We start from the raw sequence: 15,854 nt of genomic DNA on the forward strand, positions 1-15,854 counted from the left end.
AAAGAATTGACTCGGCGTTACTAATATGTTATATTAACTGTTGCGTGTTTTTAATGATAGTTTTACCTTTGGAGGTTTGATCGTGAACGTTTTAGGTTATGTTTTCGGAGTATTATTTATCATAGTTTGTGTCGCACTTGTAGTTCTCGTGCTTGCTCAGGAAGGCAAGAACCAGGGACTTGGTGCAATTCAGGGAACAGTTGAGAATACATATTGGAGCAAGAACAAGGGCCGTTCAAGAGAGGGCGTTCTTAAGAAGATAACAATTGCTCTTTCAGTTCTTTTCATTGTTTTGGCTATTGTTCTTAATATGGGAATCCTTTAATTCCCTAATTTCTTTTGATGAATTGTTTTAAGGCACTCTAATTTTAATTAGGGTGCCTTGTTTTATAGGTAGAGTTTATGAGTAAAGGAAAGCGCATAAAGCGCATGGATGACAGCCTTTTTGGCACAAAAAAGAATAATAAGAACTATGTGGTAGGCCAGTTTATAAGCAATGCCAGAGGCTTTGGCTTTGTGGAAGTTGAAGGGATGGAGGAAGATATCTTTATCCCCGAGGACTATGTTCACGGAGCCTTCCACACAGATACCGTTGAAGTTGAGCTTTTACCTGACTCACAGGGTAAGAGACAAGAGGGACGTATCAGGAATATACTGGTAAGAGGAATTGAGGAGATCGTTGGAACCTACCAGGGTGAGAAGAACTTTGGCTTTGTTGTTCCTGACAACGGCAAGATCACAAGCGACATCTTTATTCCCATTGAGCACCACGGAGCAGCTGTGACCGGAGATAAGGTCGTAGTCACCATTACTGATTACGGCGATCCCATAAAGCGCAAGAAGCCCGAGGGCAAGGTCAAGGAGGTCATTGGCAATATAAACGACCCCGGAGTTGATATTTTATCAATTGTCATGGGATATGACATTCCCTACGAGTTTCCGGAGAAGGTCATTAATCAGGCAAACAGATGCCCCGATCAGATCAGTGAGGCTGACATGTATGGCCGTAAGGATCTGCGTGATGTTGTTATGGTCACCATCGACGGTGAAGATGCAAAAGACCTTGATGATGCAGTAAGCCTTCATATAGATGAGGAAGGTCTTTATCATCTAGGGGTTCATATTGCGGATGTAACCAACTATGTTCAGGAGAGCTCGGCCCTTGACAGAGAAGCTCTTAAAAGAGGCACCAGTGTATATCTGGTGGACAGGGTTATCCCCATGCTTCCCCACAGGCTTTCAAACGGAATCTGTTCGCTCAATCACGGTGAGGACAGACTCGCTCTTAGCTGCCTTATGACTTTTGATAAGAACGGCGGACTTGTTGATCACGAGATTGCAGAGACTGTCATTAACGTCAATGAGAGAATGAATTACTCAGACGTTGCCAGAATATTAGAGGATGAGGATCCTGAAACCATAGAGAAATATAAAGAGCTGGTTCCGATGTTTAAGGAAATGGCAGAGCTCTCGTCAATCCTTCGCAAGAAGAGGGAGAAGAAGGGCGCCATCGACTTTGATTTCCCGGAGTCCAAGATCATCCTTGATAAGGATGGAAATCCTGTTGATATTGTTCCTCATGAGAGAAATACTGCTACCAAGCTTATAGAGGACTTTATGCTGGCTGCGAACCAGACGGTTGCAGAACATTTCTTTTACCTGCAAAGTCCCTTCGTATATCGTATCCATGAGCAGCCGGATCCGGAGAAAATGGCTACACTGGCGACTTTTGCCGGACACCTTGGCCATCATATGAAGATAAGAAATGACGGTGAGGTTAAGCCAAAAGAGATTCAGAAGCTCCTCAAAAATATCGAGGGCAGCAAGGAAGAAGCCGTTATCAGCAGAATGGCGCTGCGCAGCATGATGCAGGCCAAGTACAGCACTGAATGTACAGGTCACTTTGGACTTGCTTTTGATTTTTATTGTCACTTCACATCGCCCATCAGGCGTTATCCGGACCTTCAGATCCACAGGATCATCAAGGATCATTTGCGCGGAAGGATGACCGAAGCTAAGGCTCATCATTACACAGAGATTCTGGATGAAGTAGCAAAGCACTCATCCGAGACCGAGAGAAGAGCTGAAGAGGCTGAGAGAGAAACTGACAAGCTCAAGAAGGCTCAGTATATGGAGAATCACCTCGGAGAGCGTTTCGAGGGAGTTATTTCAGGTGTTACAGCCTGGGGACTTTTTGTGGAGCTTGAGAATTCCTGCGAGGGAATGATCAGAGCAGCATCCATGGAAGATGACTTCTATGTATATGATGAGAACAACATGAAGCTTGTTGGAGAGCGCTATCACAAGGAGTATAATCTTGGACAGAAGGTCTGGATCAAGGTTGTGGGCGCTGACAGACTCACCAAGGCTATAGATTTTAAGATAATTGATCCCGATGCTGAGGATGACGGAGACGATTTTGTTGAGTATTCCGAAGCAAGAAAGGCTGCGGAGTTTAGGGCCAGCAAGGTCAGAAAGCTCATGGGAATCGCCCAGGAGGTAGCTGAAGAAGATGATGAAGACGATGGTTATGAATATGATCATGAGTCTGGGGTGCACAGTGAAGCTCCAAGGAAGAAATCAGAGCCAAAAAAGAGCAGAAAAAAGGTAAATGTTCGTGGAGAGATGGTGGACCTTAGGGACGTGGAACCTGACCCCAGAACCGGTAAGCCTAAGCTCAAGAAACCTGCAGGAAGGAAAGTGTACAAGGTACATAAGTACAAGAAGTCTGCTACCAGCAAGGCAGCCAGGAGCTCCCAGGGCAAGGGCAGAAAAAAGAAGAGATAACAGATTACAGGTGATAAACAATGGCAGAAGATAATAAGGCAAGGAAGCTTGTCGCAAACAACAAAAAAGCATATCACGACTATTTCATAGAAGAGAAGTACGAGGCAGGAATTGAGCTCTTTGGTACTGAGGTCAAGTCTATCCGCCAGGGAAAGTGCTCCATCAAGGAAGCCTGGGTCACCATTGATAAGGGAGAAGCTTTCATTAATGGTATGAATATCAGCCCTTACGAGAAAGGAAACATCTTCAACAAGGATCCTCTTCGTGTAAAGAGACTCCTTCTTCACAAGGCAGAGATTAGAAAGCTTGACCAGCAGAAGATGACTGCCGGCTACACTTTAGTGCCCCTTGAAGTTTATTTCAAGAACGGAAGAGTCAAGGTTGAGATTGGTCTTGCCAGAGGTAAAAAGCTCTACGACAAGAGAGCCGACATGGCCAAGAAGGATCAGCAGAGGGAAGCTATGAGGGACTTCAGGCAGAGCTTTAAGTAAAGGAAAAATGAGTCACCGGGGACGTTTCAGATTGACTCAAAATGAGTCAATCTGAAACGTCCCCGGTGACTCAAAAAACTAAACCTGCAGGTTATTGATTTTATAATCAAAAGCCGATATACTGATTAAGCAAATTGAATAAGGGTTAGTAAAGGTTTCGACAGGGATTTTGAAGCTGGAGAAGCTATCCGAAGGACGGTTGCGTTAAACCTCAAATTAAAATTAAACGCTAACGATAATTTAGCACTCGCTGCCTAAGTGCGGCGCGTCGGCTCTGATGCACCTACACATCAGATAACCGGCGTCAAACTTTGTAGGAAACGACATGGAAGATGCCTCGATTCCATGGACGTATCAGGGGCTACCGATTATCTGCAGTTGCCAGTTACCGCAGGTATGAGGGAACAGGAATGCAGAATTCCGAAATAACCGGCTATGATAGTAGAAGGACAGGGGATGAATTTTTGGACGCGGGTTCGACTCCCGCCTAATCCATTAAAAAGAACGGCTCAGTTGAGCCGTTTTTTGTTGTTTATAAAAAATCTATGTAATTAATCGTCATATTCTTTATCAATATTTCATTAGAACTTATCACATCTGCGCGTTAAAATCTACATGTAACATCAAAACAAGAGTATTGAAAGGATGGACGTGTCATGAAAAGTATTATGAAAAGAATTATGGCTGCACTTTTATTAGCTGCAGTATTATCAGGCGCAATGGTATCATCACTTGCTTCCGGCTCAATTAAAGTTGAAGCTGCGGACAAGACAACCACAGCGGCACTTAAGAAGGAGTTTGATGCAGATTTCTACGCAACCAAGTACCCGGATATCAAAGCTGCTTTTGGAAATAACAAAGAAGCGATGTTCAATCACTTCCTTAACTTTGGCATGAAGGAAGGCAGAATGATGAATGCAAATTTTGATCCTGTTGCTTACGTAACTGCTTATCCCGATGTAAAAGCTACTTTAAAAAAGAACGACTACTCAAAGGCATATGAGCACTATGTAATATTTGGTAAAAAAGAAGGAAGAACCCTTACAACCAATGCTCAGGTAACCAAGAAAGCAGCTGCTTCAAAGAAGGTAGTACAGTCTACTACTTATCAGGTAAACCTCAATAACGGCCTTACAGTATATCTGAACGACAGTCAGTATAAAAGCTGCACCATCAAGATTTATAAGAGTGATAACGGATACGGCGCTTATATTGACGGAAATCTCTATGATACAAGCGGAAGCTTCAACAGTGGAAGCTGCTATCAGTATTCAACAGTTAACGTAAATAACGGAAATTGGTCTGAGACCGTTTATTCACAGCCTCAGCAGCAACAGAAAGCACAGCCTGCTCCTGCTCCGGCGCCTACACCTGCTCCAGCTCCTGCTCCTACACCTGATCCGGAGCCCGAAGATGACGATGATGAAGAAATGTCTGATGAAGATGCTGCTATATTATGGATTCTTGTCATAGTTGGAGAGCTTCAGCAAAAGCTTGAAAGCGGCGAGATCACTCAGGAAGAATATGATGAAGCAATGGCGGAGCTTGGCCTTTGATGATTTAAACCTTTTCATATAACAACAAAAAGCTGTACACCGACAAAAAGGTGTGCAGCTTTTTTGAGTCAAAGTGAAACGTCCCCGGTGACTCAAAATGAGTCAAAGTGAAACGTCCCCGGTGACTCATTTTAGAGGGCGATGGCTTTGTTTCTCCATTTGCCGAAACGGTAGAAGAGGATGCTCATGATAGCGCCGATGCCCCAGGCGATGAGGAGTGAGTAGTAGATCATGTCCTGGTTGCCGAGTGGCATGGTCTCTGACTTGGTGAGGTAAACCATAAGGTATGCAAGTGGCATACGCAGGAAGAAGGTCTCGATTATTGAGATCCACATAGGTGTTACCGTATCACCTGCGCCACGCATAACTCCGGTAAGGGCCTGGATGATTGCCATAAGAAGGTAACCTGCAGCGAGGATCCTCATGATGTGCATACTAAGATCGATGAGCTCCTGAGTATCGGTGAAGATTCCCATAAGGTATCTTCCGAAAATAAGGATTACGGCAACAATCAGCACTGAGAACAAAAGTGACATGAAAAGTCCCTGCCTTGATCCTTTTTCAACTCTCTCTTTATCACCGGCTCCAATGTTCTGGCCGGCAAAGGTTGTAAGAGCAGAACCAAAAGAGAAGATAGGAAGTACAGCAAAGCCGTCAACACGCTGAACCATAACGTTGGCAGTGATGAGCTGCTCACCGAAGGTGTTGGTAAGGGACTGAACCAGGACGATTGACATTGAGAAGATCGCCTGAGTGATTCCTGAGGGAAGGCCAAGTCTTATGATCTGTCCTGCATACTGTCCGTTCCACTTAAAGTACTTAAATCCGAAATCAAAGGTATCAGTCATTCTGCGAAGTCTGTCGATGCAAAGAATAGCTGAAATTCCCTGAGCAATGATGGTTGCAAGAGCAACGCCCGGAACTCCAAGACCAAGTTTTGCAACAAAAAGGATATCAAGAACGATATTGATAACACTGGCAACGATCAGATATATAAGAGCTGACATTGCATCGCCGAGACCTCTTAGTACACCGCTTAAGATATTGTAAAAACCAAGGCCGATACTACCCAGGAACAGAATAACAAGATAGTCTGTTGCCCAATCAAGGATGCTGTCAGGTGTTCTTAATAGTACCAGCATCGGTCTTGCAATGGCAACGCCGATGACGGTCATAAGTATTGATGCGATCAGAATAAGTGTCACACAGTTTCCGATGGTAAGTGAGAGAGCATTTCGGTCCCTTGCGCCCAGATACTGAGCAACCATGATGGTCGCACCCATACTGATTCCAATGAATAAAACCAGAAGGAGATTAAGAATCGGAGCTGCACTACCAACGGCAGCAAGTGCGTTGTCGCCAACATATCTTCCTACGACTATACTGTCAACAGTGCTGTATAACTGCTGAACTACATTTCCAAGGAGCATGGGAACAGTGAACTTAAGTATCTGCTGCCATGGCTTTCCTAATGTCATATCTATTGCTTCAAAAGCTTTAGTCTTCATATATATAACCTCACTAATTAACAAACAAACATGAATTAAATTGTGCACAATTTAATATATACTTTTTCTTTTTATTTTTCAACCCCCGAATTAATAAGTTCTTGATTTCTTTTTCTTCAGTTATATAATAGGGATATGTGTTTTTAACAAATTAAAGTGTGAAATTATTTAAGAGGAGAGCCATGACACTTAGTAAAAAGAGAATTGTGGTAAAGGTCGGAACTTCCACAATTACAAATGATGATGGCAATGTTGATATAAGGGCACTTGATCATCTTTGCAGAGCACTTGCAGGAGTAGAGAATCTTGGATACGATCTGGTGCTGGTTTCTTCCGGAGCTATTGCCGTTGGAGCCAACAAGATGAGACTTGCCCAGAAGCCCAAGGAGATCAGAATGAAACAGGCTGCAGCAGCTGTCGGCCAGACAGAACTCATGCACCTGTATGACAAGTTCTTTTCCGAATACGGTAGGATGGTAGGTCAGATCCTTCTTGATAACGGAGATATTACTGATCCGGTCAGAAGTGAGAATCTTAAGAATACCTTCGATGCACTTTTGGAGAACCACATTATCCCTATTGTTAATGAGAACGACTCAGTCAGCCACGCAGAGATTGAATCGGAGAAAAAGCTCTTTTCTGACAATGACATGTTATCGGCTGTTGTAGCAGTATTCTGTAAGGCAAGTAAGCTCATTATCTTCTCGGATATTGACGGCCTCTACGACGGTAATCCCAAGACTGATCCAAACGCCAAGGTCATCAGCAGGGTAGAAGAGATCACGGAGGAGCTTAAAAATGTTGCTTCCGGATCAGGATCAAATCGCGGAACCGGCGGAATGATCACCAAGCTTGAGGCTGCAGAACTTGCAACTTCACATGGAATCGATGTTTTAGTAACAAACGGAAAAAATCCCGAGAAGCTCTACGACGTTATTGAGAAGAAGAAAGTCGGAACTTTGTTCGTTGCAAAAGAAAAATAAGCAAAAAATAACGCTATCAGTACTCGTAAGTGCTGATAGCGTTTTATTTTCATTAAACCTAATTATACATTCTCATGATACTTGTCATAAATCTCTGTCAGATAAGTCTTAACGATCTGAATGTTTGACATCTTGCGAAGATCTGCATTGCCCATAAGCACTGAAATCTCGTCTGCAAGAAGCAGCATGTTGTAGATCTTGAGCTTGAACTCATCACGTGTGAGCTGGTCTACGTTGATCTCCATGAGAGGTGAGCCGAGCTTCATTGTAACATTCTCATCTGCGATTCCTGTAAGAACCATACGGGTCTCAGGATCGAAGTTTACGTAGAGGATGAGATGCTCCTTCTCATGCTTTTTAAGAGAAGTGGGATTCTGATGTGATGTCTCCATCCACTCGAAGAGGTCAGCCTCGTCCGGATTCATGAGATATTTTGTCAGTTCCTCTTTATGCTTCTCAACGTACTGCATATATTTGCTGGCGTTAGGGCCTGTATAAGCAAGTTCAACCTTTACACCGTTATCTGTCCTGACAAGACGGCATTTATCAGCAACTTCCCTGATCTTAAGAGAAGTTTCGGTGTTCCCGATCATCTTAAAAGTACCGGTTTCCAATTCCTGTGTAAATTCCATTGTGTTCTCCTTCACTATTTATCTAAGCTAAACTTAAATCAGTAGTTAGTATAGCATAAAGGATTTAAAAATGGTATACTATCTAAGGTCTGTTTGCGTAATATTAACAGATCGATATTTTAAAGAAAGTTTTGTGACGGGTAGGATATGGCAACAAATACGAGGGGAAATTCTACCAGGAGATCTACAGGAAGATCATCCGGGTCTAAGAGTACATCATCAAGAAAGAAGAATGTACGGGAGGAAGAGCTGGATTATTCTTTAAAGAGCGAACTGATTGTCATCGGTATGGCTTTTCTTACCATATTTCTTTTCCTATGTAATTTCGGTGTATGCGGAGCACTTGGCAGCGCAGTAAGCGGTGTCTTATTTGGTTTGTTCGGCATCACTGCTTATATTGCGCCACTTGTAGTGCTTGCAGCTGTTGTGGTCGGAGTCGCCAATTTTGGCTCAAATGCCGCCATTCGTAAGATAGTTGCAGGCATTGTTTTATTCTTTGTGATCGGAATGCTGGCTGAACTACTCACCGGCAGACCACAGTCTTCAGATTCCTATTTGATAAAAGAAATATATGGACAAGCCAGTGAACATAAGAACGGTGGAGGTGTCTTCGCAGGTTCTCTTGCCTATGTGTCCTACAAGTATCTCTCACTTGCGGGAACAGCTCTTTTGCTGCTGCTTATCGGCATTGCTTCTATAGTAGTGGTTACCCAGCAGTCCTTTGTTGGAGGCCTTAAGAAGGGCGGAAGAAAGCTCATCGACAAGACCAGACAGGAAGCTGACAACTACCGAGAGTACGCTGAGAGACGCAGAGAGAAGATGGAAGCAAGACGCGCCGAGATTGAGGAAGAGAGACGCCTTGCCATCGAGCAGAAGGAAGATGAGAAAATCCTTCGTATGGAGAAGAAGGTCAGCGGCGTAATGATCGATACCGCCCTTGATAAAGAGGAAGAGGATGGCGATGATCTGGGCGAGATAAGGCTCCACAACGAGGAGAAGGTAAAGAGCGAAAATCTCTTTATCCCTGATGAAGATGAGTTCCACGACGATATTCACGAGATCATTCTTAAGAATGAGAGCGATGCCATAGAAGAGATTGAGTCAGCAGGAAGACGTAATGATGCTTATGAGCCTGACTACGAGCCTGAGCCTTCTTATGAGCCTGATTATCGGGATGAAGAGGCCTATGAGCCTGAACCTGAACCGGTAAAAGAGCTTTCTCCATCAATGAAGAAGCTCGTTGCAAGAGCTACAAATGAATTTGATTCAGACGATGACATCCTTCCTGATGTGCCTGTTCACGCTGAGCACCTCGGAAACGGAATGAACGGCGACTATGTGATCCATGCTCAGGATCACATCTCAAGAAGTGCTGGTGCCGACAGTACAATAAACGGTTCAAAGCCTTCATCAGTTAATCTCGGTCCTGGTCCTCACACAACGAGCCCAGGCATGGAGAAAGAGATTGAAAGACACAAGAGGAGCGTTCCCAAGAAGTACGTATTCCCTCCTCTTAGCCTTCTTGAAAAGGGTGTTAAGAACAAGAACACAGATTCCGCAAGAGCTCTGAAAGAGACAGCGGTTAAGCTACAGGAAACACTGGCTACATTCGGAGTTAAGGTTACAGTAACCGACATCAGCCAGGGCCCTGCGGTAACAAGATTCGAGCTTCAGCCTGAGGCCGGAGTCAGAGTTAACAAGATCGTTGGTCTTGCAGATGATATCAAGATGAATCTGGCAGCCAGCGACATAAGGATTGAGGCACCTATCCCGGGTAAGGCTGCTGTGGGAATCGAGGTACCAAACAAAGAGAATCAGGCAGTTGCACTAAGAGACCTCTTTGAATCCTCAGAATATCAGAACTTTTCATCCAAGCTTGCCTTTGCTGTCGGAAAAGACATAGCGGGCAAGGTGGTTGTAACCGATATAGCCAAGATGCCTCACCTTCTTATCGCAGGTGCTACAGGTTCAGGTAAATCGGTATGTATCAACACCATCATTATGTCCCTTATCTATAAGGCCAAGCCTGAAGAGGTACAGATGATCATGATCGATCCTAAGATTGTTGAGCTTTCTGTTTATAACGGAATACCACATCTTATGATCCCTGTCGTAACAGATCCCAAGAAGGCTGCAGCTGCACTTAACTGGGCTGTTGCTGAGATGACCAACAGATACAAGAAGTTTGCGGACACAGGAGTTAGGGACCTTAAGGGTTACAACAAGCTTGCTGCTGATTCTAATGACCCTGACATGACCGTTCTTCCGCAGATAGTTGTCATAGTTGATGAGCTTGCGGACCTAATGATGGTTTCAGCCAATGAGGTTGAGGATGCCATCTGCCGTCTTACACAGCTGGCAAGAGCAGCAGGCATTCATCTGATAATAGCAACACAGAGACCATCAGTAGACGTTATCACGGGACTTATCAAGGCCAATATGCCAAGCCGTGTAGCTTTTGCTGTTTCCAGCGGTGTTGATTCCAGAACAATCCTGGATATCAACGGTGCTGAGAAGCTCCTTGGAAAGGGCGACATGCTCTTTTACCCACAAGGCTACACCAAGCCGGCCAGAGTCCAGGGCGCCTTCGTTTCAGACAAGGAAGTTCAGGCAGTTACTGATTTCTTAAGAAATCAGGGCTCAGAAGCTTCTTACAACGAAGAGGCCATGAATTCCATTGACAATATGTCCGTCGGCGGAGGAGCAGGCGGATCATCTTCATCAGATGGCGGGTCAGATAGAGACGAGTACTTTGTTCAGGCAGGGAACATTATCATAGAAAAAGAAAAAGCTTCAATCGGTATGCTTCAGCGCGTGTTCAAGATTGGATTTAACAGGGCTGCCAGGATCATGGATCAGCTCTGCGAGGCAGGCGTTGTAGGAGACGAGGAGGGCACCAAGCCTAGGAAAGTGCTAATGAGTAAACAAGAGTTTGACGCGTATGTGAATGGAGGAGATTGAAACAATGGCTGTAAAGAGTGACATCGAAATCGCACAGGAAGCTAAAATGCTTCACATCAGAGAGGTTGCTGACAAACTCGGAATCACCGAGGACGACCTTGAGTACTACGGAAAGTACAAGGCAAAACTTTCAGAGGAGTACTTAAGAAAGGTCGAGGGAAATAAGAAAGGCAAACTCATCCTTGTAACTGCTATCAACCCAACCCCCGCAGGCGAAGGCAAGACAACTACCAGCGTAGGTCTTGGCGATGCGCTTAACAGACTTGGTTATAAGACTGTTATCGCCCTCAGGGAACCTTCTCTTGGACCATGCTTTGGTATCAAGGGCGGAGCAGCAGGTGGCGGATATGCCCAGGTTGTTCCAATGGAAGATTTGAACTTACACTTCACGGGCGATTTCCACGCCATTACTTCAGCAAACAATCTTCTTGCAGCACTTATTGATAACCATATTCAGCAGGGTAACGAGCTTGGCATCGATACCCGCCAGATAATATGGAAAAGAGCTGAGGACATGAACGACAGAGCCCTCAGAAATATAGTAGTAGGTCTTGGAGCCAAGGCTGACGGTGTTCCCAGAGAGGATCACTTCGTTATCACTGTAGCTTCAGAAATCATGGCTATTCTTTGTCTTGCCAGCGATATGGATGATTTAAAGGCAAGACTTTCAAGAATCATCGTTGCATACACAAGAGACGGCGAGCCTGTAACTGCTAAGGACCTCAATGCAGTCGGCTCAATGGCAGCTCTTTTAAAAGATGCTATTAAGCCTAACCTTGTTCAGACATTAGAGCACACACCTGTAATCGTACACGGCGGACCTTTCGCAAATATCGCTCACGGATGTAACTCAGTAAGAGCAACCAAGACAGCTCTTGGTATCTCTGATTACACAGTAACTGAGGCAGGATTCGGTGCTGACCTTGGAGCAGAGAAGTTCCTTGATATCAAGTGCAGGATCGCAGGTCTTAAGCCTGACGCAGTTGTTCTTGTAGCAACTATCAGAGCTCTTAAGTACAACGGCGGAGTTGCTAAGAAGGATCTTGGAGAAGAGAACCTTGAGGCTCTTAAGAAGGGAATCGTAAACCTTGAGAAGCACATCGAGAACATCCAGAAATATGGCGTTCCTGTTGTTGTAACCTTAAATGCATTCCTCACAGATACAGACGCTGAGATGGCTTATGTAAAAGAGTTCTGCGAAGAGAGAGGATGTAAGTTCGCTCTTTCAGAAGTTTGGGCAAAAGGCGGAGAAGGCGGAGAGGCTCTCGCTAAGGAAGTAATAAGCACTATCGAGAACAAGCCTTCAAACTACGCACCTATCTACTCAGACGACTTATCACTTACAGAGAAGATCACCAAGGTTGCTACCGAGATCTACGGAGCAGACGGAGTTAACTTCCTTCCTGCAGCAGCCAAGCAGCTTGCTAAGATTGAGGAGATGGGCTTTGGCAAGCTCCCTGTATGTATGGCTAAGACACAGTATTCACTCTCTGACGATCCTAACATGCTTGGAAGACCCAAAGATTACAATATCACCGTTCGTGAAGCTTACGTTTCAGCAGGAGCAGGCTTTGTAGTAGCACTTACAGGCGCTATCGTTACAATGCCCGGACTTCCAAAGAGACCTGCAGCCTTCGATATCGATGTAAATGCAGAAGGCAATATTGTAGGATTGTTCTGAGCAATATCGCAAAAGAAGGAGATTTTATGAGCGCAAAGATCATTGACGGAAAAGCAATATCCCAGCAGATCAAGGACGAGCTTAAGGAAAAGACAGCTGCCCTTAAGGAAAAAGGAATAGAAGTTACCCTGGCAGTTATTCTTGTGGGTGAAGATCCTGCTTCACAGGTATATGTTCGCAACAAGAAAAGAGCCTGTGAATACATAGGATATAATTCACTTTCCTATGAGCTTCCGGCTGAGACTACGCAGGAAGAGCTCCTTAAGCTTATTGATGAGCTTAACGGACGAGGGGACGTAGACGGTATCCTGGTACAGATGCCACTTCCCGGGCACATTGATGAAAAAACTGTCATCAATGCCATTGACCCTTCTAAGGATGTGGACGGATTCCATCCTATGAACGTCGGAGCTCTTATGATAGGCGAGAAGGGCTTTGTATCATGTACTCCTGCAGGAGTTATACAGCTTCTTAAGAGAGGTACAGACGGATACGACATTACCGGCAAGGAATGTGTCATCATTGGAAGGAGCAACATTGTCGGCAAGCCTATGTCTCTTTTGATGCTGAGAGAAAACGCAACTGTGACCGTTGCTCACTCAAAGACAAAAAATCTTGCTGAAGTTTGCAGACGAGCTGATATAATAATTGCAGCTGTTGGTAAAGCGGGTGTTATAACTGCTGACCATGTTAAAGAGGGAGCAGTGGTAATAGACGTTGGTATCAACAGGAATGAAGACGGCAAGCTTTGCGGAGATGTTAAGTATGATGAGGTTTCAGAAATTGCCGGATACATCACACCTGTACCCGGTGGCGTAGGACCTATGACCATCGCAATGCTTATGAATAATTGCTATGAGGCAGCTCTTTTGCATAATGCCAATTAAACGGAGTGCTAATGAAGTGTCCCAATTGCGGGTTTGAAATTCCGGATGGACATATGTACTGCGATAACTGCGGTACAGAGATAAACTTCGTCCCGGATTTTGAACCGGAAGTTGAAAATGAAATAAACGCCACTCTCTCGGGAGTGGCGGATGAACTAAATAAAGATGAGAAGGCCAAGGAAGAAAAAAGGCAAAAGAGAAAGGCTTTTCTTAGGGCTATTGCGAAGAGATGGAAGCTTATTGCAGGAGCTGTTATAGCTCTCGTACTGATAATTGTTTTCACTTCTCTTTTCCTTGCTTATCACAACAAGACTTCGCTGTACTACTTAAGTCTTGCAGAGTCCACCAGGTCATCCGGTGATACAGCCGGAGCTATAAGGCAGCTAAAAGAGGGTAATAAGCAGCATCCGGACAACTCCGATATCATCTTCAGAATGTCGGATTACTACCTGGAAGAAGGCGACTACGACGGTGCTGTAGAGTCTTTGATGCTTATAGTTGATTCGGGGCTCTTTTCTGAGGACAAGGTAAAATCTGCTTACGAGAGTATTATGTCCATCTATAACCAGGTGGGAGATTACAGCAAGGTTGCAGAGCTCTTTTCTCAGGATGACTCAGAGGTCGTTTCCGAACTAAAAAAGAAATATGTTCCCAGCCCGCCGGTCATGACTCCGGAAGCAGGAACCTATGACATCGTAAATGTTTCTATAAGAATGGTTGACGGAACCGGCAGAGCCATATATTATACCGTTAATGACGGTGATCCCACCAGTGAGAGCATTCTCTATGAGAATGAGATCGTTCTGGAGAATGAGGGAGTCTATGACATCAAAGCTGTAACAGTCAATGAATATGGTATAAGCTCTGAAGTTGTTGAATGTGAATACGTCATTGAGGCAGGCGCTGTACCTCCTCCGGAGATCATGGAGCCAAGTGGTGAGTACAATCAGAACACTATGATTGTTGCCGTTACAAAGTCTGAGTATTCGATATTCTATACAACCGACGGATCTGACCCGACAACAGAGTCCAAGCAGTATATATCGCCCATTACAATGCCTGTGGGCACAAGCCATTACAAGTTCATTGCCTATGACAATGACGGAAATTTCAGCGAGATTGTTGAGAGGGACTATCACCTTGTTTATTCGAGACTGGTAGCACCGGAACAGGCAGTCAACAGTCTTGTAAACACGCTGGTCAGACTTGATATTCTTCTGGATAATACCGGCAAAGTCAGAGGAATAGAAGGTCATAATGAGTATATTTACAACTCGGTCATCGAGATTGAAGGTGCAGGTGAGTACTACGTAGTTGTTGAGAATCATGTACTCAATGACGGAACCAGTGCACCAACGGGACTTATGTACGCCGTTAATACTCACGACGGAACCGTAAACAGGCTAGGTTACGATTCCAGTGGCAAGTATACACTGATAACAATATCTAACAGATAGGAGGAGAATTTTTATGTTCAAAATTTTGGAAGCCCGTGAGCTTACAACAAACATTTTCCAGATGATTGTTGAAGCTCCCCGTGTTGCAGGCTCTTGTTTGCCGGGACAGTTTCTGATCATCCGCGTTAACGAGGATGGAGAGAGAATCCCGCTTACAATCTGTGACTACGACAGAGAGAAGGGGACTGTCGAAATCGTTGTTCAGGCTATCGGTGCAGAGACCTACAAACTTTCCAAGCTTAAAGCTGGGGATGAGCTTGCTGATGTTGTAGGACCACTTGGAAAGCCATCTGACCTTGTTGAGGAAGACATCGAAGAACTCAAGAAGAAAAAGATTGTTTTCATTGCCGGGGGTGTTGGAACAGCACCTGTTTATCCACAGGCTAAGTGGCTCAAGGAGCACGGCGTTGAGTGCGACGTAATCATTGGTGCCAAGAACAAAGACCTGGTAATCCTTGAGGACAGATTCAAGGAAGTATGTAACCTTCATATCACAACAGATGACGGATCCTACGGAAGAAGCGGTATGGTAACTGTAGCTCTTCAGGATCTCTGGAATGAAGGTCATAAGTATGATCACTGCGTAGCTATCGGACCAATGATCATGATGAAATTCGTTTGCAAGCTCACAAAAGAGCTGGGAATTCCTACAATCGTAAGCATGAATCCAATCATGGTTGACGGAACAGGTATGTGCGGCGCCTGCAGACTTACTGTTGGCGGAGAAGTAAAGTTCGCTTGTGTAGACGGACCTGAGTTTGACGGTCACAAGGTTGACTTTGATCAGGCCATGAACAGAATGAAGCTCTATAAGACTGAGGAGGGCAGACTCATGCTCAAGGCTCAGGAGGGCGACACTCACCACGGCGGATGCGGCAACTGCGAATGATCATGAATAAGGAGGCAAATAA

Annotated in this window: 11 protein-coding genes, 1 other RNA gene and 1 pseudogene; 11 read left to right on the forward strand and 2 right to left on the reverse strand. The window is 44.7% G+C overall.

All coding sequences use genetic code 11. The annotated features are described in order from the left end of the window. Positions 1-82 precede the first annotated feature (82 nt). From secG to G633_RS18960, 5 genes and pseudogenes are all read left to right on the forward strand, one after another. Positions 83-325 carry a preprotein translocase subunit SecG gene (gene secG / locus G633_RS0101305; protein ID WP_022768721.1) on the forward strand — a complete coding sequence of 81 codons (243 nt, stop codon included), beginning with the start codon at positions 83-85 and terminating at the stop codon, positions 323-325. A 68-nt stretch (positions 326-393) separates the two neighbouring features. Continuing rightward, positions 394-2,415: pseudogene (gene rnr / locus G633_RS16980) on the forward strand (ribonuclease R); the annotation flags it as partial. A 392-nt stretch (positions 2,416-2,807) separates the two neighbouring features. Beyond that, the gene (smpB, locus tag G633_RS0101315; RefSeq protein ID WP_026518858.1) at positions 2,808-3,278 is read left to right on the forward strand and encodes an SsrA-binding protein SmpB; all 471 of its coding nucleotides are present in this window, start codon (positions 2,808-2,810) and stop codon (positions 3,276-3,278) included. Positions 3,279-3,420: 142 nt separating this feature from the next. Next, positions 3,421-3,776: a transfer-messenger RNA gene (gene ssrA, locus G633_RS19655) on the forward strand. 170 nt (positions 3,777-3,946) lie between these two features. Beyond that, positions 3,947-4,834 (forward strand): SHOCT domain-containing protein, encoded by an 888-nt coding sequence (locus G633_RS18960; protein ID WP_155834900.1) that lies wholly within the window; start codon positions 3,947-3,949, stop codon positions 4,832-4,834. A 131-nt stretch (positions 4,835-4,965) separates the two neighbouring features. Here the strand turns inward: G633_RS18960 and G633_RS0101325 are convergent, their stop codons facing one another. Continuing rightward, positions 4,966-6,342 (reverse strand): MATE family efflux transporter, encoded by a 1,377-nt coding sequence (locus tag G633_RS0101325; protein WP_035770372.1) that lies wholly within the window; start codon positions 6,340-6,342, stop codon positions 4,966-4,968. Between the two features lie 182 nt (positions 6,343-6,524). Here G633_RS0101325 and proB point away from each other — a divergent pair, with 182 nt between their 5' ends. Beyond that, positions 6,525-7,325 (forward strand): glutamate 5-kinase, encoded by an 801-nt coding sequence (gene proB / locus G633_RS0101330; protein ID WP_022767312.1) that lies wholly within the window; start codon positions 6,525-6,527, stop codon positions 7,323-7,325. Positions 7,326-7,387: 62 nt separating this feature from the next. Here the strand turns inward: proB and G633_RS0101335 are convergent, their stop codons facing one another. Next, positions 7,388-7,957, reverse strand: a complete 570-nt coding sequence (locus G633_RS0101335) for a hypothetical protein (protein ID WP_022767311.1) — start codon at positions 7,955-7,957, stop codon at positions 7,388-7,390. A 147-nt stretch (positions 7,958-8,104) separates the two neighbouring features. Here G633_RS0101335 and G633_RS0101340 point away from each other — a divergent pair, with 147 nt between their 5' ends. From G633_RS0101340 to G633_RS0101360, 5 genes are read left to right on the forward strand one after another with little or no spacing between them, the layout of a single operon-like run. Further along, positions 8,105-10,918, forward strand: coding sequence for a DNA translocase FtsK (locus G633_RS0101340; RefSeq protein WP_026518860.1), 2,814 nt, complete (start codon positions 8,105-8,107; stop codon positions 10,916-10,918). 4 nt (positions 10,919-10,922) lie between these two features. Beyond that, on the forward strand, positions 10,923-12,599 hold the full coding sequence (locus tag G633_RS0101345) for a formate--tetrahydrofolate ligase (RefSeq protein ID WP_026518861.1): 1,677 nt from the start codon (positions 10,923-10,925) through the stop codon (positions 12,597-12,599). Positions 12,600-12,625: 26 nt separating this feature from the next. Further along, positions 12,626-13,486 carry a bifunctional methylenetetrahydrofolate dehydrogenase/methenyltetrahydrofolate cyclohydrolase FolD gene (gene folD, locus G633_RS0101350; RefSeq protein ID WP_035770374.1) on the forward strand — a complete coding sequence of 287 codons (861 nt, stop codon included), beginning with the start codon at positions 12,626-12,628 and terminating at the stop codon, positions 13,484-13,486. 11 nt (positions 13,487-13,497) lie between these two features. Continuing rightward, positions 13,498-14,943, forward strand: coding sequence for a chitobiase/beta-hexosaminidase C-terminal domain-containing protein (locus G633_RS0101355; RefSeq protein WP_026518863.1), 1,446 nt, complete (start codon positions 13,498-13,500; stop codon positions 14,941-14,943). Between the two features lie 13 nt (positions 14,944-14,956). Beyond that, positions 14,957-15,832 carry a sulfide/dihydroorotate dehydrogenase-like FAD/NAD-binding protein gene (locus tag G633_RS0101360; protein WP_026518864.1) on the forward strand — a complete coding sequence of 292 codons (876 nt, stop codon included), beginning with the start codon at positions 14,957-14,959 and terminating at the stop codon, positions 15,830-15,832. The last annotated feature ends 22 nt before the right edge of the window (positions 15,833-15,854 follow it).

Source organism: Butyrivibrio sp. FCS006 (assembly GCF_000424525.1).
GTDB lineage: Bacteria > Bacillota > Clostridia > Lachnospirales > Lachnospiraceae > Butyrivibrio.